Genomic DNA, 25,440 nt, shown 5'->3' with positions numbered 1-25,440 from the left:
ACGTCACGCTCGGAGCTCAGCTCACCCCGACGATCGGCAGCCGCAGCGCGCCCGGCGCCGCCTTGGGCACGACCGGCGACCTCGGCGCCACCGGCGCGATCCTCTGGTAGGCCTCGCCCTGCGCCGGCCGCGCGTCGGCCTCGCCCTTGTTGGGCCACAGCGACATGGCGCGCTCGGCCTGCGCGGTAATGCTCAGCGCCGGGTTGACGCCGAGGTTCGCCGAGATCGCGGAGCCGTCGACGATGTGCATGGTCGGGTAGTTCCACACACGGTGGTACGGGTCCACCACGCCGCTCTCGGGCGAGTCCGAGATGGCGCAGCCGCCGAGGAAGTGCGCGGTCATCGGCATGTTGAAGATGTCGCCGACAGTGCCGCCGGGCGTGCCGTCGATCTTGTCCGCGATCCGCCGGGTGGCCTCGTTGCCCTGGGGGATCCAGGTCGGGTTGGGCTCGCCGTGCCCCTGCCTACTGGAGACGTACCGGAACGGCCCGAAGCGCTTGACGAAGGTCTGCAGCGAGTTGTCCAGGTTCTGCATGACCAGCACGATCACCGTGCGCTGGCTCCACCGGCGGTAGTTGAACATCTTGGCGGCCCGCAGGGGGTTGCGCACGATCTCGAGCAGGAGCGACAGCCAGCGCGGGACGCCGTCCTTGCCGTCGGTGAGCAGGGTCTGCAGCATCGCGATGGCGTTGGAGCCCTTGCCGTAGCGGACGGGCTCGATGTGGGTGTCGGGGCGCGGATGGAACGAGGAGGTGATGGCCACGCCCTCGGAGAAGTCCCGCTCCGGGATGTACTCGTCACCCATCGCCCCGAGTATCGACTCGGAGTTGGTGCGGGTGAGCCCGCCGAGCGCGCCCGACAGCCGCGGCAGCGAGCCGTCGTCCTTGGCGTAGTGCAGCAGGTGCTGGGTGCCCCAGGTTCCCGCGGCGACCACCACGTGGGCCGCGGTCATGGTGCCGGGTCGCTTACCTCGCCTGGTCCAGGCGCCCGTGCGCTCGACGGTCACCTCCCACGTGCCGTCGCCGCGCTCGCGCAGCCCGCTGACCGTGGTGCGGTCCAGGATGCGGGCGCCGGCGCGCTCTGCCAGGCCGAGGTAGTTCTTGACGAGCGTGTTCTTGGCGCCGTGCCGGCAACCGGTCATGCACTCGCCGCACTCGATGCAGGCCGTGCGGTCCGGGCCCACGCCGCCGAAGAACGGGTCGGGGACGGTCTCGCCCGGCTTGCCCTGGCCGCCGGTCTTCTCGCCGAAAAAGACGCCGACCGGGGTGTAGACAAACGTGTCCTCGGCCCCCATATCGCGCGCGACCTCCTTGACGACCGTGTCGGAGTGCGTGTGGCTGGGGTTGGTGACGACGCCAAGCATGCGGCGGCCCTGGTCGTAGAACGGGGACAGTTCCTCGTCCCAGTCGGTGATGTGCGCCCACTGGGGATCAGTGAAGAACGGCTCCGACGGTTTGTACAGGGTGTTGGCGTAGTTGAGCGAGCCGCCGCCCACGCCGGCCCCGGCCATAACCAGGACGTCGCGCAGCATATGCAGGCGCTGCACCCCGAACAGGCCGAGCTTGGGGGCCCACACGAACTTGTTGAGCCGCCAGGAGGTCTTGGCGAAGTCGGAGTCGGCAAACCGTCGGCCGGCCTCCACGACCGTGACCCGGTAACCCTTCTCCGTCAGCCGCAGCGCGGTGACGCTGCCACCGAAGCCGGAGCCGACGACGATCACGTCCGTGTCGGTGGGCGAGGTGGCCGCGGGATCGGTTGGCTGCTGTGGGGACGACGTCATGGCGAAACTCTCCGGATCGAGATCAATGGTGTGGGTCACATTACTACCCGGTCACCTGAACCTACCCGACAGTAGGTCGCGTTTTGTCAGGCGCCCTGCGAACAACTGGACACACGACCATTTTCGGCTCGGCCCTCCCCTACGCCGCGCGAACGACCGCACCCCGCAGCCGTGGCGGCTGCGGGGTGCGCGAAGTCGACCGGGGTGTCAGGTGCGGACCGACAGGTCCGCCTTCTGAAAGCCCTTGACGTCGGTGTAACCACACTTGGCCATGGCTCGACGCAGACCGCCCATGAGGTTGCGGGTGCCGTCGGGCACGTTCGTGGGTCCCTCCAGCACCTCGGTGAGCGGCGCGAGGTGGTTCTCGTCATCCGTCTCGGCCACGTGGCCGCGGGGCACGTTGGGGTGCGCGGAGACGGCGTCCCAGTACACGCCCCGGCCCGGGGACTCCAAGGCTCCGGCGAGCAGCGGGCCCAGCGCCACGGCGTCGGCACCGCACGCGACGGCGCGGGCGATGTCACCGGAGGTGTAGATGTCGCCGTCGGCGATCACGTGGACGTAGCGCCCGCCGGTCTCGTCGAGGTAGTCGCGGCGGGCGGCGGCGGCGTCGGCGATCGCGGAGGCCATGTGAACCTCCATGCCGAGCACGGGTCCGGTGGTGGTGACACCCTCGACACCGCCGTAGCCCACGATCACCCCGGCCGCACCGGTGCGCATGAGGTGTAGCGCGGTCTTGTAGTCCACCACGCCGCCGGCGATCACCGGCACGTCCAGCCCGCCGATGAAATCCTTGAGGTTGAGCGGCTCGTCCTCGCCGCTGACGTGCTCGGCGGAGATGATCGTGCCCTGCACGACCAGCATGTCGATACCGGCCGCGATGAGGCCCGGCGTGAGCTCACGCGCGTGCTGCGGCGAGACGCGCACGGCGACCGTCGCCCCCTCGTCGCGGATCTTCTGGACGGCGCCGGCGAGCAGCTCCCGGTCGATGGGCGCCCGGTGCAGCTCCTGCAGGCGCGCGACGGCGCGGTGGCCGGTCCTGTCCTCCAGCGCGATGTCGCGCAGCTCGGCGATGGCCGCCTCGGGGTCGGCGTGGCGGCCCCACAGGCCCTCGCCGTTGAGCACGGCCAGCCCACCCAGGTTGGAGAAGGCCACCGCCGACGACGGCGAGACGACCGCGTCCGTCGGGTGGGTCATCACGGGGATGTCCATCTGATAGGCGTCGATCTGCCAGGAGGTCGACACCTCCTTGGAGCTGCGGGTGCGTCGCGACGGGACGAGGTCGACCTCGCCCAGCCCGTACATGCGGCGGGCCTCGCGGCCCAGGCCGATCTCAACGACATCTCGCACGGTGGTCTCAGTCCTTGACGTTGTAGTTGGGTGCCTCGACGGTCATCTGGATCGCGTGCGGGTGGCTCTCCTTGAGCCCCGCGGCCGTGATCTGGACGAACTGTGCACGGTTCATCTCGGGGATCGTGGCGGAGCCGGTGTAGCCCATGCCCGCGCGCAGGCCGCCGGTGAGCTGGTGGAGGACCTGCCCCACATCGCCGCGGAACGGCACCCGTCCCTCGATGCCCTCCGGCACCAGCTTCTCCTCGGACAGCACATCGTCCTGGAAGTAGCGGTCCTTGGAGAAGGACTGCTCGGCGCCCGGCTTCCCGCGTCCGCGCATCGCGCCGAGCGAGCCCATGCCCCGGTAGACCTTGAACTGCTTGCCGTCGACGAAGATCAGCTCTCCTGGCGACTCGGTACAACCGGCCAGGAGCGAGCCGAACATGCAGGCCGACGCCCCAGCGGCGATCGCCTTGGCCACGTCGCCCGAGTACTGCATGCCGCCGTCGGCGATCACGGGGATGCCCGCCGCCTTGGCCGCCACCGACGCCTCGAGCAGGGCGGTGATCTGCGGGGCCCCCACGCCGGCCACGACGCGGGTCGTGCAGATCGAGCCGGGGCCGATGCCCACCTTGATGGCGTCCGCGCCGGCGTCGATCATGGCCTGCGCGGCGCCGCGGGTGGCGAGATTGCCGCCGATGACCTGGACACGGTCGCCGAACTCACGCTTGACGCGGGCGACCATGTCGAGCGCGTTGCGGTTGTGGGCGTGCGCGGTGTCCACGACGAGGGCGTCGACGCCGGCCTCCGCGAGGGCGCCGGCGCGCTGCCAGGCGTCCTCGCCGGTGCCGATCGCGGCGGCCACACGCAGGCGGCCGTCGGCGTCCTTGGTGGCGTCAGGGTGCTTCTCGGTCTTGACGAAGTCCTTGACGGTGATCAGGCCGGTGAGACGGCCGTCGCCGTCCACGATCGGGAGCTTCTCGATCTTGTGGCGGCGCAGCAGGCCCAGTGCGGCCTCAGCAGTGACCCCCTCACGGGCGACGACGAGAGGCGCTCGCGTCATGACCTCGTCCACCCGGCGCGACTTGTCCACCTCGAAACGCATGTCGCGGTTGGTGATGATGCCCACCAGCTCCCCGCGCTCGTCGGTCACCGGCAGGCCGGAGATGCGGTAACGGGCACACAACTGGTCGACCTCCGCCAGCGTGGCGGAGGGCTTGCAGGTGACCGGGTCAGTGACCATACCCGCCTCGGACCGCTTGACGGTGTCGACCTGGGCTGCCTGGTCCGCGACCGAGAGGTTGCGGTGGAGCACGCCGATGCCGCCCTGTCGGGCCATCGCGATGGCCATCCGCGCCTCGGTGACCGTGTCCATGGCAGACGAGACGAGCGGCACCCGCAGAGTGATCTCGCGCGTCAACTGGGTGCTCGTGTCGACCTCGCTCGGGACCACCTCGGAAGCGGCCGGGAGCAGCAGCACATCGTCGAAGGTCAGGCCGACCATCGCGACCTTGGTCGGGTCGTCGCCGCCGGTGCGCACGGGGCCATGCGACTCGCTCATCTGCCGTCCTCCTGGGGGTCGTCTCGGTAGTCGTTCCGAGGATAGTGGCTTCCGGGCCCCAGGCTCGAACCGTCGACCCCGTATGCGCGTGGTCCGTGGTCCCCACAGGCCGGTGAGCACGGGTACGGTGGAGTCGTGGACGATCCCCTTCGGCATGGCATGCCGCCCGACCCGTTCGCCGGCGACCCGGATGATCCGGCCGCGGAGCTGGCCGAGTTCGACCCGGTTGACGACGAGATCCCGGCCGGCCCTCTCGATCCGGATGAGCGACTGGCCATCGAGGAGGACCTGGCGGATCTCGTGGAGTTCCGCCGCCTGCTCGCCCCGATCGGGGTCAAGGGCGTGGCCGTGCAGTGCGAGGACTGCGCCGAGGAGCACTACCACGAGTGGGACATGCTGCGCGCGAACCTCATGCAGCTCCTCCAGGACGGTTCTCTCCTGCCGCACGAGCCGGCCTTCGATCCCGTCCCGGACGATTATGTGACGTGGGAGTACTGCCGCGGCTACGCGGATGCGGCTCGCGCGCTGCGGCCCCCGCGCAAGTTGAACTGGCGCCGCTGATCCGCTCGGACCGGCGCCCGATACGCCGAACCGGCCCCAGCCCTCATGAGGAGGAGCTGGGGCCGGTCCGTTTCTCTGTGCCCGTCTGCGCCCGGTCAGCGTGACCGGAGGGTCCCGACGTTCAGGGCGTCGGCACCCGTGGGTCGCTCAGTTGCCGCCCGAGGTGGGCGGGCTAGTGGGCGCCGGCTGCTGATTGTTGGTCGACTTCGGCTGCTGCTGCGTGGTCGTGGGCACCTGGGTGATGGTGGTGCGCGACTGCGACGGCTGCTGGTGCATCATCGTCCGCTCATCCAGCTGGTCCTGCTGGCCCGTGGTGGGTGCCAGGAAGTCCTGCAGCCGCTGGGTGTCGATCGGGATCTGCAGCGTCGTGGAGATCCGCAGACCGTCGAGCGGGAGCGGGATCACCGGAGCACCCGGGGGCGCCGTGGGGATCAGGTGCGTCGGCAGCGGCACCGGCGCACCGGGCACCAGCGTGGCCGGGCCCGCCGGTGGCGCGGACTCGGGGGCCGGCGCGGGCGACGGCACGGCGCTCGGGGTGACCCTGCTCAGGTCACGCCGGATCGCGTCCCGACGCTTCATCAACTCGACACGCTCGGACGCATCCGAGACCTCATCGAGCCGCTGGCTCACCTCGTCGAGGAGACGCTCGGCCTCCCCGTGGTCGCCACCACGGGCGGCGTCGTCGGCCTTGGCCAGGTACTCGCTCAGGTCGTTGACCAGCTCCACTTCGCCGGCGCGGTCCGAGAAAATCGTCTTGGACACGCCCCACAGTGGGTCGCCGGGCATCGCGCTGTGCGCGGCCACGGACAGTCCGCCGACGATCAGGGCGGCGACAGCGGCCGCGCCGGTCGCTGCCTGCCAGAGGGCGGGGCGCTTGCCGTGGTGGTGATCACCGTTGCGCGTCCATCCCCGACGCGGCCGCAACTGCGTCACGTTCGGGGCCAGTGCCACCTCGATCTCTTCGGTGCTCGGGAGCGCGGGCAGTTCTGCTGCCCCGGTCTCGGCGCGCCAGTCGGCGAGCAGCGCGAGAAGGGGGTCATCACCGCCGGGTCGTTCGCCACTGCCGAGAAGATCGAGGAGCTCGTCGTCATGGTCGACCCGGGCGGGGTCGACGTCATGCGCGTCGAGCGAGGCGGCATCGTCACGGGTGCCCCGGACGACATCGTCGTCGTTCATCGCCATCGCTCCTCTCCATCCTTCTCGATCGTTGCGCGAAGCTGCTTCATCGCCCGGTGCTGGGCGACGCGCACGGCTCCGGCCGTACTGTCGACGATCTCCGCGGTCTCTTCCGCAGACAGTCCCACTACGACTCGTAGCCGGACGATCTCCCGTTGCTTCTCCGGCAGGGTTTCCAGAAGCGACCTGACCGCTTTGGAGACCTCGCCGTCGAGGAGGTACTCCTCCGGCCCCGTGTCATCGGAGAGCACCTCGGGGAGGTACTCCACGGGATCGGACTTGTTCCGTGCGTTGCCCCTGTGGGCGTCCGCGACCTTGTGGGACGCGATCCCGTACACGAAGGCCATGAAGGGGCGTCCCTGGTCCCGGTATCCCGGCAGAGCCGAGAGAACCGCGATCAGCACCTCCTGGGCGACATCGTCAGCAGACAGGTTGGCTCTTTCCGAGCCGCCGACGCGGGAACGGCAGTACCGCACCACACCGGGCTGAACGAGTTCAAGAACCCGTGCAGCCGCGGTCCGGTCTCCCTTGACCGCTGCGGCGACGGAGAGTTCCAACTCGTCTGCTGTACCTGTCATCGAATTCGGGGGGCCTCGCGTTACACGGGTGTGTTGCGGGGCACGGCCTTTCTCTCGTAGACGCGACGCAGGTCGCGGCGGGGACTCGTCGAACGCTGGAGCGATCGACGTGGTGGGTGCCTGGCGTGAGGCACGTGACCCCTGTGTCGTAGGAGTACTGCTGAGCGCCAAGCGTAACTGCTGGGGGTGTCAGACGACCACACAACAGCCCCGGAACGGCACCGGGCCCCACTCCCCGACACACGGGGGGCGGGGCCCGGGATCCTCACTAGGCCATGTCGGGTGAGCCGACTGACGCGAGCGTCTGGCTCAGTGCGCGTGACCGTGGTGGCCGTGCGCGTCGGCGGCCGGCTCGGCCGGCTTCTCGACTATCGCGGTCTCGGTCGTCAGCACCATGCGCGCCACCGAGCAGGCGTTGACGACGGCCGAGGAGGTGACCTTGACCGGGTCGATGACGCCCTGGTCGATCAGGTCGCCGTACTCGCCGGTCGCGGCGTTGTACCCGTCGCGGGCACCGAGCTCGGTGACCTTGCTCACCACCACGGCGCCGTCCTCGCCGGCGTTGGCGGCGATCCAGAACAGCGGCGCCACCAGCGCCTTACGCACGACGTTCACGCCGACTGCCTCATCGGAGTCGGTGGTGTCGGCGGCGAGCCGCTCGAGAGCGGCCGCGGCCTGCACGAGCACCGATCCGCCACCGGCGATGACGCCCTCCTCAACGGCCGCCTTGGCGGAGTTGACGGCGTCCTCGACGCGGAGCTTGCGCTCGGTCAGCTCGGTCTCGGTTGCGGCACCGACGCGGAGAACCGCGACGCCGCCGGCGAGCTTGGCGATCCGCTCCTCGAGCTTCTCGCGATCCCAGTCCGAGTCGGTGGCCTCGGCCTCGCGACGGAGCTGGGCGACGCGGGCGTCGACGTCGGCCTGCTCGCCGGCGCCGTCGACGATGATCGTCTCGTCCTTGGAGACGGTCACGCGACGGGCACCGCCGAGCACCTCGAGGCCGCTCTCCGCGAGCTTCATGCCCAGGTCTGGGCTGATGACCTGGCCGCCCGTGACGATCGCCAGGTCCTCCTGGAACGCCTTGCGGCGGTCACCGAAGTACGGCGCCTTGATCGCGACGACCTTGATGGTCTTACGGATCGAGTTGACCACCAGCGTCGACAGCGCCTCGCCGTCGACGTCCTCGGCGACGATGAGCAGCGGCTTGCCGGTCTCGGCGACCTTCTCCAGCAGCGGCAGCAGGTCCGGCAGCGAGCTGATCTTCTCGCGGTGCAGCAGGATCAGCACATCCTCGTAGATGGCCTTCTGCTCGTCCGGGTCGGTGACGAAGTACGGCGACAGGTAGCCCTTGTCGAAGGCGATGCCCTCGGTCACGGAGACCTCGGTGTGCAGGCCCTGCGACTCCTCCACGGAGACGACGCCGTTGACGCCGACGGCGTCCATGGCCTCGGCGACCATGCGGCCGATCTCAGGGTCACGCGAGGACACGGTGGCGACCTGCGCGACGGCCTCGGAACCGGAGACGGGGGTCGCGGCCGAGCGCAGGTACTCCACGGCGGCGGCAGCGGCCTTCTCGATGCCCTTGCCCATGGCCATGGGGTTGGAGCCGGCCACCACGTTGCGCAGCCCCTCACGGATGAGTGCCTGTGCCAGGACGGTGGCGGTGGTCGTGCCGTCGCCGGCGACGTCGTTGGTCTTGGTGGCGACGCTCTTGACCAGCTGGGCGCCGAGGTTCGCGAACGGATCGGAGAGCTCGATCTCGCGGGCGATGGAGACGCCGTCGTTGGTGACGGTCGGGCCGCCGAAGGCCTTGGACAGGACGACGTGCCGGCCCTTGGGGCCGAGCGTGACCTTGACGGTGTCGGCGAGCTCGTCGACACCGGCGAGCATGCCCTTGCGGGCCTCCTCGTCGAATGCGATCAACTTGGACATGGATGGAACTCCTGGGAGGAAGAAGGGGTCTGATCAGACGGTTCGGCAGGCGTGAGACACCACCGCCCCGGCGGGACCGGCCTTCTGGCCGGCGCCGTCGGGGCGGGGTTCAGCAGCTCACGTCAGTCGATGACTGCGAGAACGTCACGCGAGGAGAGGATCAGGTATTCCTTGCCCTCGTACTTGATCTCGGTGCCGCCGTACTTCGAGTAGATGACCTTGTCCCCCTCCTTGATGTCCATGGGGATGCGGTCGCCGTCCTCGTCGAAGCGGCCCTTACCGACCGCGACGACGGTGCCCTCCTGGGGCTTCTCCTTGGCGGTGTCCGGAATGACGAGGCCGGACGCCGTGGTGGTCTCGGCAGCGGTGGCCTCGACGAGAATCTTGTCCTCAAGCGGCTTGATCGCCACGATGGATCCTCCGTGTGTAGATGGCTGATGAATGTGCGGCGGGGTCCGGAGAAGCGTCGTCGCGGGTGACGCCGCCGGTTCCATGCCTATTGGCACTCTATATGCGCGAGTGCCAGCACTCAAGTGTCCCGTGTGCCCGATCGGGACGCGTTCGCGAATGGCGAACACGCACCCACGCCCCCGGACGACGTCGTCGTCAGACCACCTGCGTCGTCTCGACCGGCAGCCCCGGGTCGGCCGCCACGGTCAACGGGCTGGGCGCCACTCCGCCGGCCAGCAGCGCGGACGCCACGCCCACGACCATCGCACCGTTGTCGGTGCACAGCCGGGGCCGCGGCACGCGCAGGGTGATGCCCGCGTCGGCGCAGCGCTGGCCCGCCAGTTCCCGCAGCCTCGAGTTGGCCGCCACGCCGCCGCCGATGAGCAGCGTGTCGACCCCGAGGTCGGTGCAGGCCCGCACGGCCTTCATCGTCAGCACATCGGCCACGGCCTCCTGGAACGACGCCGCCACGTCCGCCACCTCGAGCTGGACGCCGTCGCGTTCGGCCGCCTCGATCCGCCGGGCGACGGAGGTCTTGAGGCCGGAGAAGGAGAAATCGTGCCGGGCGTCACGCGGCCCGGTCATCCCGCGCGGGAACGCGATCGTGGCCGGATCGCCGGTGGCCGCGAGCCGGTCGATGACCGGCCCGCCCGGGTATCCGAGCCCGAGCAGTCTGGCGACCTTGTCGTAGGCCTCCCCCGCCGCGTCGTCGACGGTCGAGCCCAGCTCCACCACCGGCTCGGTCAGGGATCGAACGTGCAGCAGCTGCGTGTGGCCGCCGGAGACGAGCAGCGCCACGCACTCGGGCAGCGGGTCGCCGTCGAAGCCGGCCACGGCCACGTGCCCGACCAGGTGGTTGACGGCGTAGAACGGCACTCCCCACGCGGCGGCGTAGGCCTTGGCCCCGGATGAGCCGACGAGCAGTGCGCCCGACAGCCCCGGCCCGATCGTCGTGGCCACGGCGTCGGGCCGGGATATCCCGGCCTCGGCCAGCGCCGCGCGCACGGTCGGCACGAGCGACTCCAGGTGCGCACGCGAGGCGATCTCGGGCACCACCCCACCGAACCGCGCGTGCTCGGACATCGACGACGCGACCATGTCCGACAGCAGCTCGGCCCGCCCGTCGTCGTGGATCCGCGCCACGGCCACGCCGGTCTCGTCGCAGGAGCTCTCGATCCCCATGACGGTCTTCACGAGCCGCCCACCTCTCCCCTGTTCTCGCGCGCACCCGGCGCCGGCCCAGCACCCGGGTTCGTCCCGGCACCTGCGCCCGGGCCCGCGGCGGCAGCAGGCCGGGCCGGCCGCGTCATCAGATACGCATCGGCCATGCTCGGCCGGTAGTACCGCGGCCGGACCCCCACGATCTCGAATCCGTGCGCCTCGTACAGCGTCCGCGCGGGCACATTGTCGGTCCGCACGTCCAGTACGACGGGCGCGCCCTCGCGGTCGGCCACGTCCAGCATCTGGCGCAGCAGCGTCCGCCCGATGCCGATGCCCTGCCGCTGCGGGTCCACGCCGATGGTGTGCACCTCGAAGTCGCGGTCGCCGACCGGCCCGAGCCCCGCGAGCACCGCGTAGCCCACCAATTCGCCGTTCAGCCTCGCCGCGAAGCACGTGTTGTGCCGCGAGGAGATCTCGGACACGAACGCGACCGCCGACCACGGCCCGTCCCCGGCGAACAGGATCGTCTCGAGCTCGGCGCAGCGCATCGCGTCGTCCGCGACGAGCCGCCCGTACTGCACGCCGGTCGGGGTGGAGCCGTATCGCGGCCCACCGGCGCCGGTGTCCCCCGCGCTCATCGCTGCACCCCGCGTAGTGCGGATGACGGCTCGACGCGCTTGGGCGGGACGGCGTCGGGTCGCCGCAGGTAGAGAGGCTCGAGCGGGTCGGGCGTGTCGTCGGCGAGCAGGCCCGCGGCCGCCACCGAGACGAGCCCGGCCGGGTCCGGGGAGGTCAGAGCGGCCACCGCGGCCTTTACGTCCGTCAAGGATCCGCCGTCCGGGATCTCGGCCAACCGCGCCTGGTCCCCGACCGCACGCGCGCCGTCCAACGCGATCTCGGCGGCGGGGCCCACGATCGGCCCCGAGGTCCGCACGCCCTCACCGTCGTAGCGGGCGTGGTACGCCTCGCGGCGCCGGGCATCGGTGACGACGACGAGGTCCCCCTCCACCCCGGCGGCGCGCGCCCGGGCCGCGAGCCCGTCGAGCGAACAGACCCCGTGGACGGGTTTTCCGATCGCATCGGCAAACGCCGCGGCGGTGGCCATGCCCACGCGTAGTCCGGTGAACGGGCCGGGCCCGACCCCCACCACCACGGCGTCCAGCTCGGCGGCCGTCAGCCCGGCGACGTCCAGGCACTCGAGGATGTGCGGGGTGAGCAGCTCGGCGTGGGCCCGGGCGTCCTCCGTGACCCGCGCGGCCAGGGTCGTGACCTGCGGGCCGGCCTCGGCTGCGGGTTCGGTCTCGCCTGCGCGCTCGGTCTCGCCTGCGGGTTCGGACCTGCCTTCGGCGTGACCCTGGTCAGCGGGTTCGAGGCGGCACACCCCCGCGGTGACGGCGGGGGTGGAGGTGTCGAGGGCGAGGACCAGCACGAGGTCAGGGTACCGCCGGGGCCGCGGATCCACCGACGCGGTGCCAGGCGGCGGAGCGGACGTCGCCCTCGCCCCCGCGGTGCAGGGTGACGATCAGCGGGGCCTCGACGAGCGACTCGACGAACCCGGCGCCCCACTCGACCACCACCACGTCGCGCTCGAGCGCGGTGTCCAGGTCGAGGGATTCGAGTTCGTCGGCGAGGTCGCGGCGGGTGGGCTGCTCGCCGTCGGGGTCCTGGCCGAGCAGCCGGTAGGCGTCGACGTGCACGAGTCCGGGGCCGCCGGGGGTGGCCGGGGCGTGCCGACGGGCGATCACGAAGGTCGGCGAGGTGACCCGCCCGCGCACCCCGAGTCCGGCGGCGATGCCGGTGGTCAGCGCGGTCTTGCCGGCGCCGAGCGGTCCGTCGAGGACCACCACGTCACCGGCCGAGAGCAGGCCGGCGATCTCCTCGCCCAGCGCGCGGGTGTCGTCGACGGTGGTCAGCTCGCGTCGGCCGGGCACCTGGAGTGTCACGAGGCCTTCGCGCTCCGGCCGGCGGCGCCGGCGGCGCGGCTGCTTCCGCCCGCGTCCGCGAGTCGTTCACGCTCGCGCGACTCGACGATCGCGTCGGCCACGAGATCGCCCAGCACCTCGGACACGTGCGCGGGCTCCTCGAGCATCACCATGTGGCCGGCCCCCGGGACCACCACGAACTCGGCGTCGGGCAGCTCCTCGACGATGTCGACGGATCGGTCGAGCGGGGTGAGCAGGTCGCGGTCGCCGCAGAGCACGGTGGTGCGCACGTTCCGCAGGATGGGCATCGCCTCGGACTCGTCGTGCTGCGTGAGCGTCTCGAAGAAGTTCGCGATGGTCAGCACGTCGGTGGAGTTGATGGTCTTGTCGACGAACCGTGCCACCGTGGGGCTCATCGAGGCGGGATCGCCGAACGAGCCGCCGTAGATGAACGGCGAGATGATCGCGCCGAGCGCCTTGCGGCCGCTGGTGAACACGCCCGGCGAGCGATTGATCAGCGCGGCTACCCGGGCCATTGCTTTGCTGTCCAGTACGGAGCCCAACCCCGACTCCGACAGCTCCGCCATGGCGGTGGCCACCAACCCCACACCCATCACGCGGTCGCGCACGGCCTCGGGGTGCCGCGCCGCGTAGCCCATGGCGGTCATGCCGCCCATCGAGTGTCCTATCACCACGACCGGCCCGGTCGGCGCGGTCGCCGAGATGACGGTGCTCAGGTCGCGGGCCAGCTGGTCGATGGTCGAGTTCTCGATCGAGCTCTTGCCGCTGAGCCCGTGGCCACGCTGGTCGTAGAACACCATGCGGATCTCGGAGCCGAACCGGTCCGCCAGGTGTCGGCGCTGGAAATGCCAGGTGTCCATGGTGAGCGTATAGCCGTGCACGAACACGACGGTCATGGGCGCGTCGGTGGGCCCGGCCTCACGGACCGCCAGCGGCACGCCGTCGGTGGCGGCGACCATCGAACCGCGGTCGACGCCGAGCTCATCCATGTCCTCACCGGCCCACGGGTCGCTCGCCCTCCTGCCCGGCATGAGCGTGCCGACCGAGCCGAGGGTCGCGGCGCCGAGCGCGCTCACCCCCGCCGCAAGCCCGCCGGGGGTGCGGATCTTCTTCGCGACCGCCTCGACCTCGTCCGGGTCGCCGCCGAGAACCTCCGGTGGCCGGACCTCGACCGGGGTCCGCGTCGACGACCGCGACGGGCGCCGCGGGAACCGCAGCCGCGGCCGACCGCGCTTGGGCGCGCCCTCGGTGTGGGCGTTGTCGTCGTCGTTCTCTATCCCGCCCTGGCGGGCGGCCTCATCGGCAGCTTTTCCGGCGGCATCGCCGTCGGCCCCCTCGAACCCCGTCATCGTGCGTCCCCCTGTCGGTCCCCGGTGGCGTGGCGCCCCCGGAGCACGTGGTCCCTGCTCGCGCGCCCCCGCACGGCGGTGACGACCTCGTAGTGGATGGTGCCCAATTCGTCGGCCCACTCGGCGGCGGTGGGCCCCCCGCCCGCGCCGGTACCGAACAGAACGGCGGTGTCGCCCGCGCGGATGGTGCGGTCGGGGTCGGGTCCGAGGTCGACGACGAACTGGTCCATACAGACCCGCCCCACGTTCGGGTAGCGGCGGCCGGCGATGCCCACGTCCAGGCGTCCCGACAGCATCCGCCAGACACCGTCCGCGTACCCGGCCGCGATGAGCGCCACCGTCGTGTCGTGCGGCGCGTACCAGGTGTGGCCGTAACTCACGCCCTGCCCCTTCGCCAGCCGCTTGACCATGAGGATGTCGGCCGAGAAGGTCATGGCCGGGATCAGATCCGCACCCAGGTCGCCGACCGGGTCGAGCCCGTACAGGGCGATCCCGGGGCGGACCATCTCGAAGCCGTCCTCGGGCCGGGTCAACGTGGCCGCCGAGTTGGCGTGGTGGTTGACCGGGCACTCCAGGCCGCGGGCCCGGGCTTGAGCCACGCACTCGTGCAGGCGCGCGACCTGCAGGTCGATGACCGGGTTGCCGGGGTCATCGGCGTGCGCGAAATGCGCCATCAGGCCCGTGACCTCCACCAGACCGCCGGCGGTGGCCGCGACCAGCCGCTCGAGAACCGCTGGCCACTCCTCCAGAGAGATGCCGGAGCGGGCCAGGCCGGTGTCGATCTTGGGGGTCACGCGCGCCCTGCGGCCCGAGCGGCGCGCCGCCTCCAGCACCGTGTCCAGGTGCGCGGGGCTGGGGATCGCCAGGTCGACGTCGGCCTCGACGGCCGCACGCGCGTCGTCGGACGGCAGGTACAGCCAGGCCAGGATCTCGGCATCGATGCCGGCCGAGCGGAGTTCCAGCGCCTCGCCGATCGTGGTGACGCCCAGCGCGGTCGCGCCCCCGCGCAGGGCGGCGAGGGAGACGGGAACGGCGCCGTGGCCATAGGCGTCAGCCTTGACCACAGCCATGACCCGGGAGCCGCCTGCATGCCGGACCAGGACGCGGGCGTTGTGCTCGACCGCGTCCAGATCGATCTCGGCACGGCACGGAGCCGGGGGGACAATCGGAGCCATTTCGTCAATTCTGCCAAACGGGCCGACGGGGGGCGATTTCCGCGCCCCGCGACGTCGGCAACGCTGGCCGTGGTGCCGCGTCGGGGGTGCCGTGCAGAGCGGGGCCGCCACGCGGGGCCGCCCCCGTGTCGGCCGAGCCCGCTGGACCGGTCGGCTGCCCCCGATTCACCTATCGGATGTCGCGCCGCCTACGTGATCCGGTAGGTGGCGCGACATCGGATAGGCGAGCGTGGCCCTGACCGCGCAGACGACCTCGGGGCTACCGCGAAGAGCGCAGGGCGGCAACGGCTGCGGGCACGGCGGCCAGCAGATCCGAGGCGCCGATCGGTGCGCCGGGCCCCTCGGCACACGGCCGCCCACCGCCACCGCGGGCTGCATCGACGTCCGCACCGGGCCTCTCGCCGAGGTGGTGCAGGCCGAGCCGGCCCGGGGCGAAGCGGTGCGCGGCCAGGCGGGCGGCCTCGCCGTGCAGCGTCGCCGCGGCGGCAGCGGCGCGGGCCAGATCCAGCGTCGTCTCCGGGGCAGCCGCCTCATGCACGGCCGCGGCGTGCGCCATGAGAGCTCCCGTGATCCCCGACAGGATGTCCCCGGAGCCCGCAGTGGCGGCCCACGACGACCCTGCGTCGACGGAGTAGGTGGTCTCGCCGTCGTCGATCAGTGTGACGCGACCCTTGAGCAGCACCGTCGCCTCGATCCCGCGCTCGCGCAGTCCGGCGACGTACCGGCGCAGCGCGCCGGGGCGATCGGCGCGGTCCCAGCCACCGGTGAGTCGGTCGAACTCGCCGCCGTGCGGGGTGAGCAGCACGGGCGCGGTGGCGCTGCGAAGGAGCACCGGATGGGAGGCGACGCAGGTCAGGGCATCGGCGTCCAGCAGCGTGGGGCGGCCGCGGGCCAGGACCGCGTCGATGTCGGCGATCGCCTCCGCACCGGTGCCGGCGCCCGGGCCTACCACCCATGCCTGCGCCTTTCCGGCCTCCGCGACCGAGGGATGGCACACGACCTCGGGCCGCGCGGCGAGCACCGGATCGGCGCCGGAGCCGACGTAGCGGACCATGCCGGAGGTCGCGGCCACGGCGGCGCTCGTGCAGAGGACCGCCGCGCCCGGGAAGCGCTCCGAGCCGGCGCGGATGGCCACCACGCCCTGGGTGTACTTGTCGTCGGCGGGTCCGGGCACCGGCCACCTGCGGCCCACGTCCGCGGGGTCCGGGGCGTAGACGGTCTCGGGGCCGGCCGGCGGGTCGGACAGTCCGATGTCCACCACCTCGACTCGGCCGCACACCGGCGAGGCCAATAGATGCGCGCGGCGCAGCAGACCGAAGGTGACGGTGAGGGTGGCGGGCACGTGGGCGACGTGGGCGGTGCCGGTGTCGGCATCCACGCCGCTGGGCAGATCGACGGCCACCCACGGGACGCCGGCCTCGGCCAGGCCGGTCACGATCCGATCGGCAGGCGCACGCAACGGGCCGCGCCCACCCAGTCCGACCACGCCGTCGATAGCCACGTCCGGGACCGGAACGCGTGAACCCAAATCCTCCGCGCGGTGGATCCGCCCGCCCGCACGGCGTAGCGCGGCCAATCCCCGGGGGTGGGCGCGGTCGGGGTCGAGCAGAACCGCGTCGACGCGGCAGCCGCGGGCCCGCAACATGGCGCCGGCGTAGAGGGCGTCACCCCCGTTGTCGCCGGCGCCCACGAGCAGCTCTACCGTGCGGCCGTAGACGCCGCCCGTGCGCTCGCCCAGCAGGGCCGCGGTGTGGTGGGCGACGCCAGCGGCGGCCCGGCGCATGACGACGTCCGGGTCGCCGGAGGCCTCGGCGGCCGCGAGGAGTGGTGCTTCCGCGGCCCGAATGACCTCGACCGGGTGCGCACGTCGCATCGTCGTCGTCCCTCCCGTCAGTCCACGGTGACCGCCACGCCCACGGCTCCTATTCCACCGTGACGGACTTAGCCAGGTTGCGCGGCTTGTCCACGTCGTACCCCCGCGCGGCCGCGACCTCGGCGGCGAACGCCTGGTACGGGATGGTGGCCAGCAGCGGCTGCAGCAACGTGGTCGACGGCGGGATGGGGATGAAGTAGTCCGACAGCGGCTTGACCAGCTCGTCGCCCTCCTCGGCAATGACGATGGTGCGCGCCCCACGCGCCTTGATCTCCTGGATGTTGCTGACGAGCTTGGAGTGCAGCACCCCGCGGCCCTCGACCGGCGGCATCACCACGAAGACCGGCAGATCGTCCTCGATCAGGGCGATCGGGCCGTGCTTGAGCTCGCCGGCCGGGAAGCCCTCGGCGTGCATGTACGCGAGCTCCTTGAGCTTGAGCGCGCCCTCCAGTGCCGTCGGATAGCCGACGTGGCGGCCCAGGAACAGCACCGACTTGGAGTCGGCGAGCTCGCGGGCGATCTCACGCACCGGCTCGAGGGAGTCCACGACCTGCTGGATGGACTCGGGCATGCGCTCGAGCTGGCGGAACTCGGCGGCCACCTCGTCGGGGAACTTGGTGCCGCGCGCCTGCGCCAGCGCCAGGCCGACCAGGTAGTTGGCGGTGATCTGGGCGAGGTAGGCCTTGGTGGAGGCCACACCGATCTCCGGGCCGGCGTGGGTGTACAGCACGGCGTCGGCCTCGCGCGGGATCTGCGAACCGTTGGTGTTGCACACCGCCAGCACGCGCGCCTTCTGCGACTTGGCGTGGCGCACGGCCTCCAGGGTGTCGGCCGTCTCACCGGACTGCGAGATCGCCACGACGAGCGTGGAGCGGTCCAGAACCGGGTCGCGGTAGCGGAACTCCGAGGCGATCTCGACCTCGCATGGGAGCCGGGTCCAGTGCTCGATCGCGTACTTGGCGACCAGCCCCGAGTGGTAGGCGCTGCCGCAGGCGATGATGAACACCTTGTCGATGTCGCGTAGCTCCTGGTCGGAGATGCGCTGCTCGTCCAGCACGATCCGGCCGTCCTGGAACTTGCCCAGGAGAGTGTCGGCGACGGCCTGCGGCTGCTCGGCGATCTCCTTGAGCATGAAGTAGTCGTATCCGCCCTTCTCGGCGGCCTCGAGGTCCCAGTCGATGCGGAACGGGCGCCCCTCGGTGGGCTCGCCGTCGAAGTTCGTGACCTCGTAGCCGTCGGCGCGCATCACCACGACGTTGTCCTGGCCCAGCTCGACCGCGTCGCGGGTGTGCTCGATGAACGCGGCCACGTCCGAGCCGAGGAACATCTCGCCCTGGCCGACGCCCAGCACGAGCGGGGTGGAGCGGCGGGCGGCCACCAGCACGTCGGGGTGCTTCGCGTGGCTGAAAACGAGGGTGAACGCGCCCTCCAGGCGGGCCAGCACCGCACGGCACGAGGCCACGAAGTCGCCGGCGGTCACGCCTGACTCCATCGCGCGCGTCAGCAGGTGCGCGGCCACCTCGGAGTCGGTGTCCGAGACCAGCTCGACGCCGGCGGCCTCGAGCTCGGCGCGCAGCGGCGCGAAGTTCTCGATGATCCCGTTGTGGACGATCGCCACGTCGCCGGACACGTGCGGGTGCGCGTTCCGGTCGTTGGGGCGCCCGTGGGTCGCCCAGCGCGTGTGGCCGATACCGGTGGTGCCGACGAATCCGGCCTCGCCGCCGTCAGCGTCGAGCGCCTCCTCGAGGTTGGCGAGCTTGCCCGCCCTCTTCTCGACCCGCACCCCGCCGGCGCCGTCGAGGATGGCGACTCCCGCCGAGTCATAGCCGCGGTATTCCATCCTCCGCAGGGCCTCGACGACGACAGGAAGAGCAGCCTGCTGGCCCACATAACCGACGATTCCGCACATGGTCGCCAAGTGTAGCCAGCCCGGTCGCCCGCCCTGACACCCTCAACCCTCCGAGAGGGGATACTGTTACCTCCGTGGCCATCAAGACCAAGGAACTGCACGCAAAGGTGGGTCGGCGCGGCCCCTACGGGGTGGATACCGGCGATCTCGGCTTCACCGGCACCCCGGGCGCGGTCTTCGTGCCGCGAGGCGCCCCGTCGCCCGCCCCGGTGGTGGGCTGGGCCCACGACTGGACCAAGGGGCCGCGGTACTACACCGACACTCTCAAGCACCTCGCGTCCTGGGGTTTCGTGGTGGTGGCGCCGGCCACCGATCACGGCGGCCGGCCGAACCACCAGCACTTCGCCGATCACGTGTCGAACGCGATCGAGGACGTCCTTCAGGCCCGGCTCGGGCGCGGGAAGGTCCGCGCCGATCCGCGTCGCATCGCGCTGGCTGGGCACGGCCTCGGTGGCGGGATCGCCGCACTGCTCGCCTCCCAGCGCACGGACATCGATGCGGTGGCCATGGTCTTCCCCACCGAGACGGTGCCCTCCGCCGCCGAGCGCGCGATGCTGATCGACTCCCCCGCGCTGCTGCTGTCCGCGGCGGGTGGGGTGCACGGCGAGGACGCCCGCGCACTGCACGAGGCCTGGCGCGGCGAGCTGGTGCACCGCCGCCTGGAGAAGGCCATCGAGACAGGTCTGGTGGAGCGCAACTCATGGCTCCAGGGCGTCGGCCTCGCCGATCCGGACCGCCGGACGCACCGTACTGTCCGCCCGCTCCTGGCGGGTTACCTGTTGGCCACCCTCGGGGGCGACGACGACTACGCGGCGTTCGCCGATCCGGAGGCTAAGTTCAAGAACTCCGTCTTGGTCACCGAGGAGATGTTGGCCGAGGAGGCCGACGATCTGGTTCCCTCGACTCCCCCGCTCCTCAAGCTGGTCAAGGGGTTCACCGGCGGCTGACCCACGGCGGTTGCAAGACACGCGTCGCCGGATGCCTGACCTCAGGTGCGATTTCTGGCTAGAACTTCGCACAGATCGTCGTGCAATCGGAATGGGAGGTCTTGCAACCGACCGGCTCGGGCCGGCCAGGATCGCCGGGCCGTGTGGAGGCGGTGAGCAGCCGAGGTGGAGCCCTGGCCCGGTCAGACCGCCGCGACGACCCCGGCGAGCCGCTCGGCCACCTCGCGCGCCAGGTCGGGGTCCTGCGCCTCGACCATAACGCGCACGAGCTGCTCGGTACCCGAGGGCCGCAGCAGGACGCGGCCGGTCGCGCCGAGCGCGCCCTCCTCCTGGGCGACGGCCTCGGCGACCGAGCCGGATGCGGCGACGGCGGCCTTGTCGTCGACCGGGACGTTGACGAGGATCTGCGGTAGCACGGTCATCACCCCGGCCAGCTCGGCGAGCGAGCTGCCGGTCTCGGCCATGCGCGCCATGATCCGCAGCCCGGTGAGCAGCCCGTCGCCCGTGGTGGCGTGCCCGGGGAGCACAAGGTGCCCGGACTGTTCGCCGCCGAGGCTGTAGCCGCCGTCGCGCAGCCGCTCGAGCACGTACCGGTCGCCGACCTTGGTCTCGGCGATCTCGATCCCGGCCGCGCGCATGGCCACCTTGAGGCCCAGGTTGCTCATCACGGTCGCGACGAGCGTGTCCTCGGCGAGCTCGCCGGCGTCGCGCATGGCGAGGGCGAGGATGGCCATGATCTGATCACCGTCCACGACGTTCCCGTCGGCGTCGACGGCCAGGCAGCGGTCGGCGTCGCCGTCGTGCGCCAGACCCAGGTCGGCGTCATGCTCGCGCACGGCGGCCTGCACGGCGCCGAGGTGGGTGGAGCCGCACTCGTGGTTGATGTTGTAGCCGTCGGGCGCGGCGTGGATCTCGATGACCCTGGCACCGGCCTCGCGGTAGGCGCGGGGCGCGGCCTCGCTGGCGGCGCCGTTGGCGCAGTCCACGACGACGACGAGACCGTCCAACCGGCCCGGCGTCGACGTCAGGAGGTGCCGCACGTAACCGTCCAGGGCGTCTGCGGACGGGGCACGACGTATCCGGCCGATCGCGTCCCCGGTGGGTCCGGTGATGGGCTCGTCGGTGAGCGCGGACTCGATGGCGTCCTCGATGTGGTCGCCGAGCTTGTGGCCGCCGGCGGCGAAGAACTTGATGCCGTTGTCCGGCATGGCGTTGTGCGAGGCGGAGATCATCGCACCGAGGGCCGCGCCGTGCTGGGCTGTCAGGTGGGCGACGGCCGGGGTGGGCAGCTCGCCGACGAGCAGGACGTCGACTCCCTGACTGGCCAGCCCGGCGGAGAGGGCGGCTTCGAGCATCTCGCCGGAGACCCGCGGGTCGCGGCCGACCACCGCGAGGGGGCGGGGGGATCCGGTGGAGGCGCCACCCGCGCGGGCGGGGTCGGCTTCGGCCGCCAGGACCGCTGCGGCCGCGGCGCCGAGACGCAGGGCCAGGTCGGCGGTGAGCGTCCGGTTGGCGAGTCCGCGGACGCCGTCGGTGCCGAACAGTCGGGTCATGTGGTGGATTCCTCCGGGGTCGTGGGTGCCCTACCGCTGAGACGCGGCCACTGGTGTGCGACCGCAGAGGTGCGGCCGCCGGCTTTCGACCGGGCTGGTCGAGACGTCCAGACAGGATAACCACTGCGCGGTGAGCGCTCGGCTCCCCTCCCTGAAACGCCCCAGAGCAGGCCCCCGCGAAGCTGCGGAAACCTGCTCTGGAGTGTGTGATCTCGGGGAGATCAGCGCTTCGAGTACTGCGGGGCCTTACGGGCCTTCTTGAGGCCGGCCTTCTTGCGCTCGACGGCGCGGGCGTCACGGGTGAGGAAGCCGGCCTTCTTCAGGGCCGGACGGTCCTCGCCCGAGTACTCGGTGAGGGCGCGGGCGATGGCCAGGCGCAGAGCACCGGCCTGACCCGACGGGCCGCCACCGTGGAGCAGGCCCACGATGTCGAACTGCTCCTCGCGCTCGACGAGAACCAGCGGCGACTTGACGAGCTGCTGGTGCACCTTGTTCGGGAAGTACTCCTCGAGGGTGCGGCCGTTGAGCGTGAACTGACCGGAACCGGGAACCAGGCGCACGCGGGCGACGGCTTCCTTGCGGCGGCCGACGGCCTGGGCGGGCCCGCTGGAGACGAGCTGCGTCTCGACGTCGGCGACGAACTCGGTGCCACCGGCGTAGTCGGCCTCGGAGTAGTCCTCGGCGACCTCGGCGGCGAGGTCGGCCACCAGATCATCGGCCACGTCGGCCTCGGGGGTGATGTTCTCGTCGGTCACTGGGCCACCTGCTTGATCTCGTAGGGCACGGGCTGCTGGGCGGCGTGCGGGTGCTCGGCACCGGCGTACACCTTCAGCTTGGAGGCGACGGAGCGGCCGAGCTTGTTGCTCGGCAGCATGCCCTTGATGGCCTTCTCGACGACGCGGTCCGGACGCGAGTCCATGGCCTCACCGAGGGTGCGCGACTTCAGGCCACCGGGGAAACCCGAGTGGCGGTACTGGTTCACGCGCTCGCGCTTGTTCGACGAGATCGCGACCTTGTCGGCGTTGATGATGACGACGAAGTCGCCGGTGTCGGCGTTCGGGGCGAACTGCGGCTTGTGCTTGCCACGGAGGATGTTCGCGGCCTGGACGGCAAGTCGACCGAGCACCACATCAGTGGCGTCGATGACGTACCAGGCGCGCGTCACGTCCCCGGGCTTGGGGGTGTACGTGGACACAGGCGATACCTCTGTCTGTCTAGTGGGCTGCCGGCCGGGCGGGCGCTCTCCCCCTCGCGCGGCGGCCGGTGGTGACCCGCGCGAGGCGATCGACCGACCCGACAAGCGGGACCGACACGAACGCCGAGGGTTCACTTTACCGACCGATGGCCTCCACCTCCAAGTCGTCACGTGGATCCGCTAGACTCTCCCCGGTTCCCGCCCTCGTAGCTCAGTGGATAGAGCACGGCTCTCCTAAAGCCGGTGTCGGAGGTTCGATTCCTCTCGAGGGCACTCTGTTGGACGTACCAGGTCGGCCGCACGAGAACTCCCCAGCCGGTCACCCCCTCAGCCGCGTCCCCGTCTTGGCGTAGATGCGGTTGAGGTGCCCTTCGACCGTGCGCTTGGACAGATGCAGCTCCGCTGCGATCTCGGCGTTGGTCAGGCCCCCGCCCACGAGGTCGGCGATCTCGGACTCGCGGCGCGTCAGCGAGACGCCAGCGGGAATCGTCGCGGCCAGCCCGCCCAGCCCGACGAGGCCGGCGTGGGGACTGCGGATCTCGGTGGTCGCCAACATCCGCTCGGCCAGAGTGCACGTCTGCGATCCCGGCGTCGCGAGCGTGCGGGCACGTTCGGCGGCCGCCGCGGCCACCATGAGCAGCCCGAATCCGCGGGCCCGCTGGGCCACGTCGAGGAGTCGCCGGGGGTTCGCGGCCAGCGTCATCGCCGCCAGGTCCTGCATCAGCGGCGCCACATCACCGCCGACGACCACCTCCCCCACCATCCGGCACGTCTCGGGATCGCCCATCAGGACGCCGATCCACGCGGCCCGCACCGCTGCGCCGTGGACCCCGTCGGCGATGAGCTCGCGGACGATTCCGCGCGCGTCGTCCGCCCGCCCCTCGCAGTAGAGCACCCCCGCCTCGGCCGCCCGGATCTCGGGCCCGACGGGCGAGTTGGTGTACGAGGGCACGGCGTACACCCGGCGCAGCGCCGCCCGCGCGTCGGCGCCCCGGCCGGACTGCGCGCAGGCCAGTGCGTACAGGGAGACTGCGCGGGGCAGGAAGTCCTCGGGGCCGTCGACCTCCATGGTGTCCACGGCGTCGGCAGCGGCGGCCACGGCGCCGGTCAGGTCGCCGGCACTGAGCGCGATCTCGGCCTCGGCCACGCGGCGCATGCCGTGGTCGATGCGCACTGAAGCGTCCTGCTCCACCTCGTAGAACGGCGCGAGCTCGGCCAGCAGCGCGGTGACCCCGTAGCCGTGCAGCACCACGGACAACAGCGCCGACAAGTACTCCTCCGACGCCCACGCATGATGGTCCATCGTGCGGGCCCGGCGGGCGAGCCGACGCAGGACGGCCCGCGCCTCGTCGGGCCTGCCGAGCGCGTCGAGCGCCAGCGCGTGGACCGCCTCGAGACGCCGCTCCCAGTCGGCCGGCGGCGGGGAGGTCAACTCGGCGTAGGCGCGGGCCGCCTCGCGGTGCCGCCCCGAGTAGGTCAGGTGCACCACGGTGAGGGTGTCGAGCACGGCGTGGGCCTCATGTCCGGGCGGGAGGAGGCGGTGGGCGTCGCGGATCATGGGCAGGGCGTTGTCGGGGTGACGGTCGCGGTAGTGGGCCAGGTCGGCACGCGCGGTGACCGTGCCGATCAGCACGCGGACGTATTCGCTGGCGTCGGGGCCGGTGCCGGTGCCGGTGATCCCCTCGAGTAACACCTGCGCCTCGTCGAGCGCGGCAGCGGTCTCCTGCAGCCGGTCGAGCAGCCGCAGGCACGAGGCGCCGACCAGCGCGAGCTCGGCCTCCTGCAGTGCGGTCATGGCGAGGCCCGCGCGGCGGGCGGCGGGGCGGAGGTCGACGCCGGTGCGATAGTCGTGCGCGTCGAGCGCGGCGCGCGCGGCGGCGAGGGTGGCCGCGGCGTCGACGTCGCGCCCCTGCGCGAGCGCCCACAGGATGATCCGCGGGTCCGGCAGCGCACGGCCCGGCCGCAGGAGCGCGCCGAGAGCGCTGCCGTGGTCACCGCGGGCGTCGCCGTGTTCGCTGCGGGTGCCACCCCGGCCGCCGATCGCCGCGCCGCGGAGAACGGCGTCGTAGACCTGACGACGACGAAGACCATCGGCCCCGTCCCGCAGCGCACCGGCCAGGATCGGCGGCCGCACTGTGAGCATCTCCACGCCGTCATCGGTGCGGGTGACGAGCAGAGAGCGGGCCACCGCGTCGCTGACCGCACTCTCGCCGTGAATCGCCTCGAGATCGGCGAGATTGATCTGCCGGGCGAGTGCAGCGGTGGTCGTGGTGGTGAGGTTGTCGTCGTCGACCCACAGGCGTGGATCCGCGGCGACGCCGGCGACGGCTGCGGCGGGATCAACCGTCAGGTCCAGGCGATCACCCGCGCGGCGGACGAGGCCGCGGGCGGCGAGGTCGTCGAACGTCACGCGGAGGGCGGTGAGGTTGCCGTGTGATCCCGCCCAGAGTGCCTCGACCAGGCGCGTCGAGAGGGATCGTCCCACGGCCGCGGAGACCGCGGCCTCGGATTCTCCGCGCGTGAGGGCGCGCAGGGGCAGGCGCGTGGTGCGGGCTGACACCTGGTCGGCCAGGCCCGGCGGGAGCGCGGCGCCCAGCCGCGCGGAGCCCACGACCACGGCGCGGTCGGGTAGCTCGGGCGAAGCCGGGGCACGGCGGTCGAGGTCGTCCCACAGCACCACGGGGACGCCGGCGGCGCGCAGGCCGTCCGCGATGTCGGCCGCACATCCGCTGGCGCCGGTGCCCGGCGGGCCCACCACCAGCACGCCACGGCGTGTTTCGACGGCCAGGGTGACCGCCCGCGACACGGTGTCCTGCCGCAGTACCGCACGGGTCCTCTTCCACGCGGTCACAGTCGGCTCTCCCGTCCGGCGAAAAAACAGGTGTGTCGCACTCTATACCCGTGCCCGCCCCACCACGCACGATGAGTTCACTCTTACCGCGCCAGGTCCGGCGATCGAGACGACCGA

21 protein-coding genes and 1 tRNA gene are annotated in these 25,440 nt (G+C 71.7%); 3 read left to right on the top strand and 19 right to left on the bottom strand.

Going from position 1 to position 25,440, the window contains the following annotated elements:
- Window positions 1-16: 16 nt before the first annotated feature.
- From ACWIE7_RS06105 to guaB, 3 genes are all read right to left on the bottom strand, one after another.
- Window positions 17-1,780, bottom strand: coding sequence for an FAD-dependent oxidoreductase (locus ACWIE7_RS06105; protein WP_454068812.1), 1,764 nt, complete (start codon window positions 1,778-1,780; stop codon window positions 17-19).
- A gap of 207 nt (window positions 1,781-1,987) precedes the next feature.
- Window positions 1,988-3,127 (bottom strand): GuaB3 family IMP dehydrogenase-related protein, encoded by a 1,140-nt coding sequence (locus ACWIE7_RS06100; protein WP_452099146.1) that lies wholly within the window; start codon window positions 3,125-3,127, stop codon window positions 1,988-1,990.
- Between the two features lie 7 nt (window positions 3,128-3,134).
- Window positions 3,135-4,670, bottom strand: a complete 1,536-nt coding sequence (gene guaB, locus ACWIE7_RS06095; RefSeq protein WP_454068811.1) for an IMP dehydrogenase — start codon at window positions 4,668-4,670, stop codon at window positions 3,135-3,137.
- Window positions 4,671-4,805: 135 nt separating this feature from the next.
- Between guaB and ACWIE7_RS06090 the strand changes: the two genes are divergently transcribed.
- Window positions 4,806-5,231, top strand: a complete 426-nt coding sequence (locus tag ACWIE7_RS06090; RefSeq protein WP_452099144.1) for a DUF5319 domain-containing protein — start codon at window positions 4,806-4,808, stop codon at window positions 5,229-5,231.
- Between the two features lie 147 nt (window positions 5,232-5,378).
- Here ACWIE7_RS06090 and ACWIE7_RS06085 read toward each other — a convergent pair whose 3' ends face one another.
- From ACWIE7_RS06085 to glmS, 12 genes are all read right to left on the bottom strand, one after another.
- Window positions 5,379-6,407 carry a hypothetical protein gene (locus tag ACWIE7_RS06085; protein WP_454058549.1) on the bottom strand — a complete coding sequence of 343 codons (1,029 nt, stop codon included), beginning with the start codon at window positions 6,405-6,407 and terminating at the stop codon, window positions 5,379-5,381.
- Window positions 6,404-6,985 (bottom strand): sigma-70 family RNA polymerase sigma factor, encoded by a 582-nt coding sequence (locus ACWIE7_RS06080; RefSeq protein WP_344987803.1) that lies wholly within the window; start codon window positions 6,983-6,985, stop codon window positions 6,404-6,406. The genes ACWIE7_RS06085 and ACWIE7_RS06080 overlap by 4 nt, the downstream gene beginning before the upstream one ends.
- A gap of 309 nt (window positions 6,986-7,294) precedes the next feature.
- Window positions 7,295-8,917: a chaperonin GroEL gene (gene groL, locus ACWIE7_RS06075; protein WP_295649210.1), complete on the bottom strand. Its 1,623-nt coding sequence runs from the start codon at window positions 8,915-8,917 to the stop codon at window positions 7,295-7,297.
- 122 nt (window positions 8,918-9,039) lie between these two features.
- Window positions 9,040-9,327 carry a co-chaperone GroES gene (gene groES, locus ACWIE7_RS06070; RefSeq protein ID WP_017837219.1) on the bottom strand — a complete coding sequence of 96 codons (288 nt, stop codon included), beginning with the start codon at window positions 9,325-9,327 and terminating at the stop codon, window positions 9,040-9,042.
- Between the two features lie 196 nt (window positions 9,328-9,523).
- Window positions 9,524-10,549, bottom strand: coding sequence for a tRNA (adenosine(37)-N6)-threonylcarbamoyltransferase complex transferase subunit TsaD (tsaD, locus tag ACWIE7_RS06065; RefSeq protein ID WP_454068824.1), 1,026 nt, complete (start codon window positions 10,547-10,549; stop codon window positions 9,524-9,526).
- 8 nt (window positions 10,550-10,557) lie between these two features.
- Window positions 10,558-11,076, bottom strand: a complete 519-nt coding sequence (gene rimI / locus ACWIE7_RS06060) for a ribosomal protein S18-alanine N-acetyltransferase (RefSeq protein ID WP_454068823.1) — start codon at window positions 11,074-11,076, stop codon at window positions 10,558-10,560.
- An 86-nt stretch (window positions 11,077-11,162) separates the two neighbouring features.
- On the bottom strand, window positions 11,163-11,957 hold the full coding sequence (gene tsaB, locus ACWIE7_RS06055) for a tRNA (adenosine(37)-N6)-threonylcarbamoyltransferase complex dimerization subunit type 1 TsaB (protein ID WP_454058550.1): 795 nt from the start codon (window positions 11,955-11,957) through the stop codon (window positions 11,163-11,165).
- A gap of 4 nt (window positions 11,958-11,961) precedes the next feature.
- Window positions 11,962-12,471, bottom strand: a complete 510-nt coding sequence (gene tsaE / locus ACWIE7_RS06050; protein ID WP_452099141.1) for a tRNA (adenosine(37)-N6)-threonylcarbamoyltransferase complex ATPase subunit type 1 TsaE — start codon at window positions 12,469-12,471, stop codon at window positions 11,962-11,964.
- Window positions 12,468-13,820, bottom strand: coding sequence for an alpha/beta fold hydrolase (locus ACWIE7_RS06045; protein WP_452099140.1), 1,353 nt, complete (start codon window positions 13,818-13,820; stop codon window positions 12,468-12,470). The genes tsaE and ACWIE7_RS06045 overlap by 4 nt, the downstream gene beginning before the upstream one ends.
- Entirely contained in the window at window positions 13,817-14,995 is a 1,179-nt protein-coding gene (alr, locus tag ACWIE7_RS06040; RefSeq protein WP_454068810.1) for an alanine racemase, read from the bottom strand. The genes ACWIE7_RS06045 and alr overlap by 4 nt, the downstream gene beginning before the upstream one ends.
- 259 nt (window positions 14,996-15,254) lie before the next feature.
- The gene (locus tag ACWIE7_RS06035) at window positions 15,255-16,868 is read right to left on the bottom strand and encodes a bifunctional ADP-dependent NAD(P)H-hydrate dehydratase/NAD(P)H-hydrate epimerase (protein ID WP_454068809.1); all 1,614 of its coding nucleotides are present in this window, start codon (window positions 16,866-16,868) and stop codon (window positions 15,255-15,257) included.
- Window positions 16,869-16,917: 49 nt separating this feature from the next.
- Entirely contained in the window at window positions 16,918-18,777 is a 1,860-nt protein-coding gene (gene glmS / locus ACWIE7_RS06030) for a glutamine--fructose-6-phosphate transaminase (isomerizing) (RefSeq protein WP_452099137.1), read from the bottom strand.
- Between the two features lie 74 nt (window positions 18,778-18,851).
- Here glmS and ACWIE7_RS06025 point away from each other — a divergent pair, with 74 nt between their 5' ends.
- The gene (locus ACWIE7_RS06025) at window positions 18,852-19,724 is read left to right on the top strand and encodes an alpha/beta fold hydrolase (protein WP_452099136.1); all 873 of its coding nucleotides are present in this window, start codon (window positions 18,852-18,854) and stop codon (window positions 19,722-19,724) included.
- Window positions 19,725-19,906: 182 nt separating this feature from the next.
- Here ACWIE7_RS06025 and glmM read toward each other — a convergent pair whose 3' ends face one another.
- The 3 genes from glmM to rplM all read right to left on the bottom strand — a co-directional run bounded on the left by glmM (window position 19,907) and on the right by rplM (window position 22,472).
- Window positions 19,907-21,277 (bottom strand): phosphoglucosamine mutase, encoded by a 1,371-nt coding sequence (glmM, locus tag ACWIE7_RS06020; RefSeq protein WP_452099135.1) that lies wholly within the window; start codon window positions 21,275-21,277, stop codon window positions 19,907-19,909.
- A 221-nt stretch (window positions 21,278-21,498) separates the two neighbouring features.
- A complete protein-coding gene (gene rpsI, locus ACWIE7_RS06015) occupies window positions 21,499-22,032 on the bottom strand; it encodes a 30S ribosomal protein S9 (protein WP_454058557.1) in 534 nt (177 codons plus the stop codon).
- On the bottom strand, window positions 22,029-22,472 hold the full coding sequence (gene rplM, locus ACWIE7_RS06010) for a 50S ribosomal protein L13 (RefSeq protein ID WP_454058558.1): 444 nt from the start codon (window positions 22,470-22,472) through the stop codon (window positions 22,029-22,031). Before rplM ends, rpsI begins: the two co-directional genes overlap by 4 nt.
- Before the next feature lie 200 nt (window positions 22,473-22,672).
- On the opposite strand from rplM, the gene ACWIE7_RS06005 reads away from it, so the two are divergent.
- Window positions 22,673-22,745 (top strand) — tRNA-Arg (locus ACWIE7_RS06005).
- A gap of 46 nt (window positions 22,746-22,791) precedes the next feature.
- Here ACWIE7_RS06005 and ACWIE7_RS06000 read toward each other — a convergent pair.
- The gene (locus ACWIE7_RS06000) at window positions 22,792-25,323 is read right to left on the bottom strand and encodes a helix-turn-helix transcriptional regulator (protein WP_454068808.1); all 2,532 of its coding nucleotides are present in this window, start codon (window positions 25,321-25,323) and stop codon (window positions 22,792-22,794) included.
- Window positions 25,324-25,440: the final 117 nt, after the last annotated feature.

The sequence above is a fragment of the Dietzia sp. NPDC055343 genome, from assembly GCF_053645265.1.
The sequence above is the reverse complement of the archived record's forward strand: the minus strand, read 5'-3'. Positions and strand labels throughout refer to the sequence as shown.

Excerpts from the sequence above, each read along its gene's own strand:
- ACWIE7_RS06035 (WP_454068809.1), bottom strand. The coding sequence starts at position 16,868 with ATGCGACGTGCGCACCCGGTCGAGGTCATTCGGGCCGCGGAAGCACCA.
- ACWIE7_RS06085 (WP_454058549.1), bottom strand. The coding sequence starts at position 6,407 with ATGAACGACGACGATGTCGTCCGGGGCACCCGTGACGATGCCGCCTCG.
- rimI (WP_454068823.1), bottom strand. The coding sequence starts at position 11,076 with ATGCGCTGCGCCGAGCTCGAGACGATCCTGTTCGCCGGGGACGGGCCG.
- ACWIE7_RS06105 (WP_454068812.1), bottom strand. The coding sequence starts at position 1,780 with ATGACGTCGTCCCCACAGCAGCCAACCGATCCCGCGGCCACCTCGCCC.
- alr (WP_454068810.1), bottom strand. The coding sequence starts at position 14,995 with ATGGCTCCGATTGTCCCCCCGGCTCCGTGCCGTGCCGAGATCGATCTG.
- ACWIE7_RS06080 (WP_344987803.1), bottom strand. The coding sequence starts at position 6,985 with ATGACAGGTACAGCAGACGAGTTGGAACTCTCCGTCGCCGCAGCGGTC.
- groL (WP_295649210.1), bottom strand. The coding sequence starts at position 8,917 with ATGTCCAAGTTGATCGCATTCGACGAGGAGGCCCGCAAGGGCATGCTC.
- glmM (WP_452099135.1), bottom strand. The coding sequence starts at position 21,277 with ATGACCCGACTGTTCGGCACCGACGGCGTCCGCGGACTCGCCAACCGG.
- guaB (WP_454068811.1), bottom strand. The coding sequence starts at position 4,670 with ATGAGCGAGTCGCATGGCCCCGTGCGCACCGGCGGCGACGACCCGACC.
- ACWIE7_RS06045 (WP_452099140.1), bottom strand. The coding sequence starts at position 13,820 with ATGACGGGGTTCGAGGGGGCCGACGGCGATGCCGCCGGAAAAGCTGCC.
- glmS (WP_452099137.1), bottom strand. The coding sequence starts at position 18,777 with ATGTGCGGAATCGTCGGTTATGTGGGCCAGCAGGCTGCTCTTCCTGTC.
- tsaD (WP_454068824.1), bottom strand. The coding sequence starts at position 10,549 with ATGGGGATCGAGAGCTCCTGCGACGAGACCGGCGTGGCCGTGGCGCGG.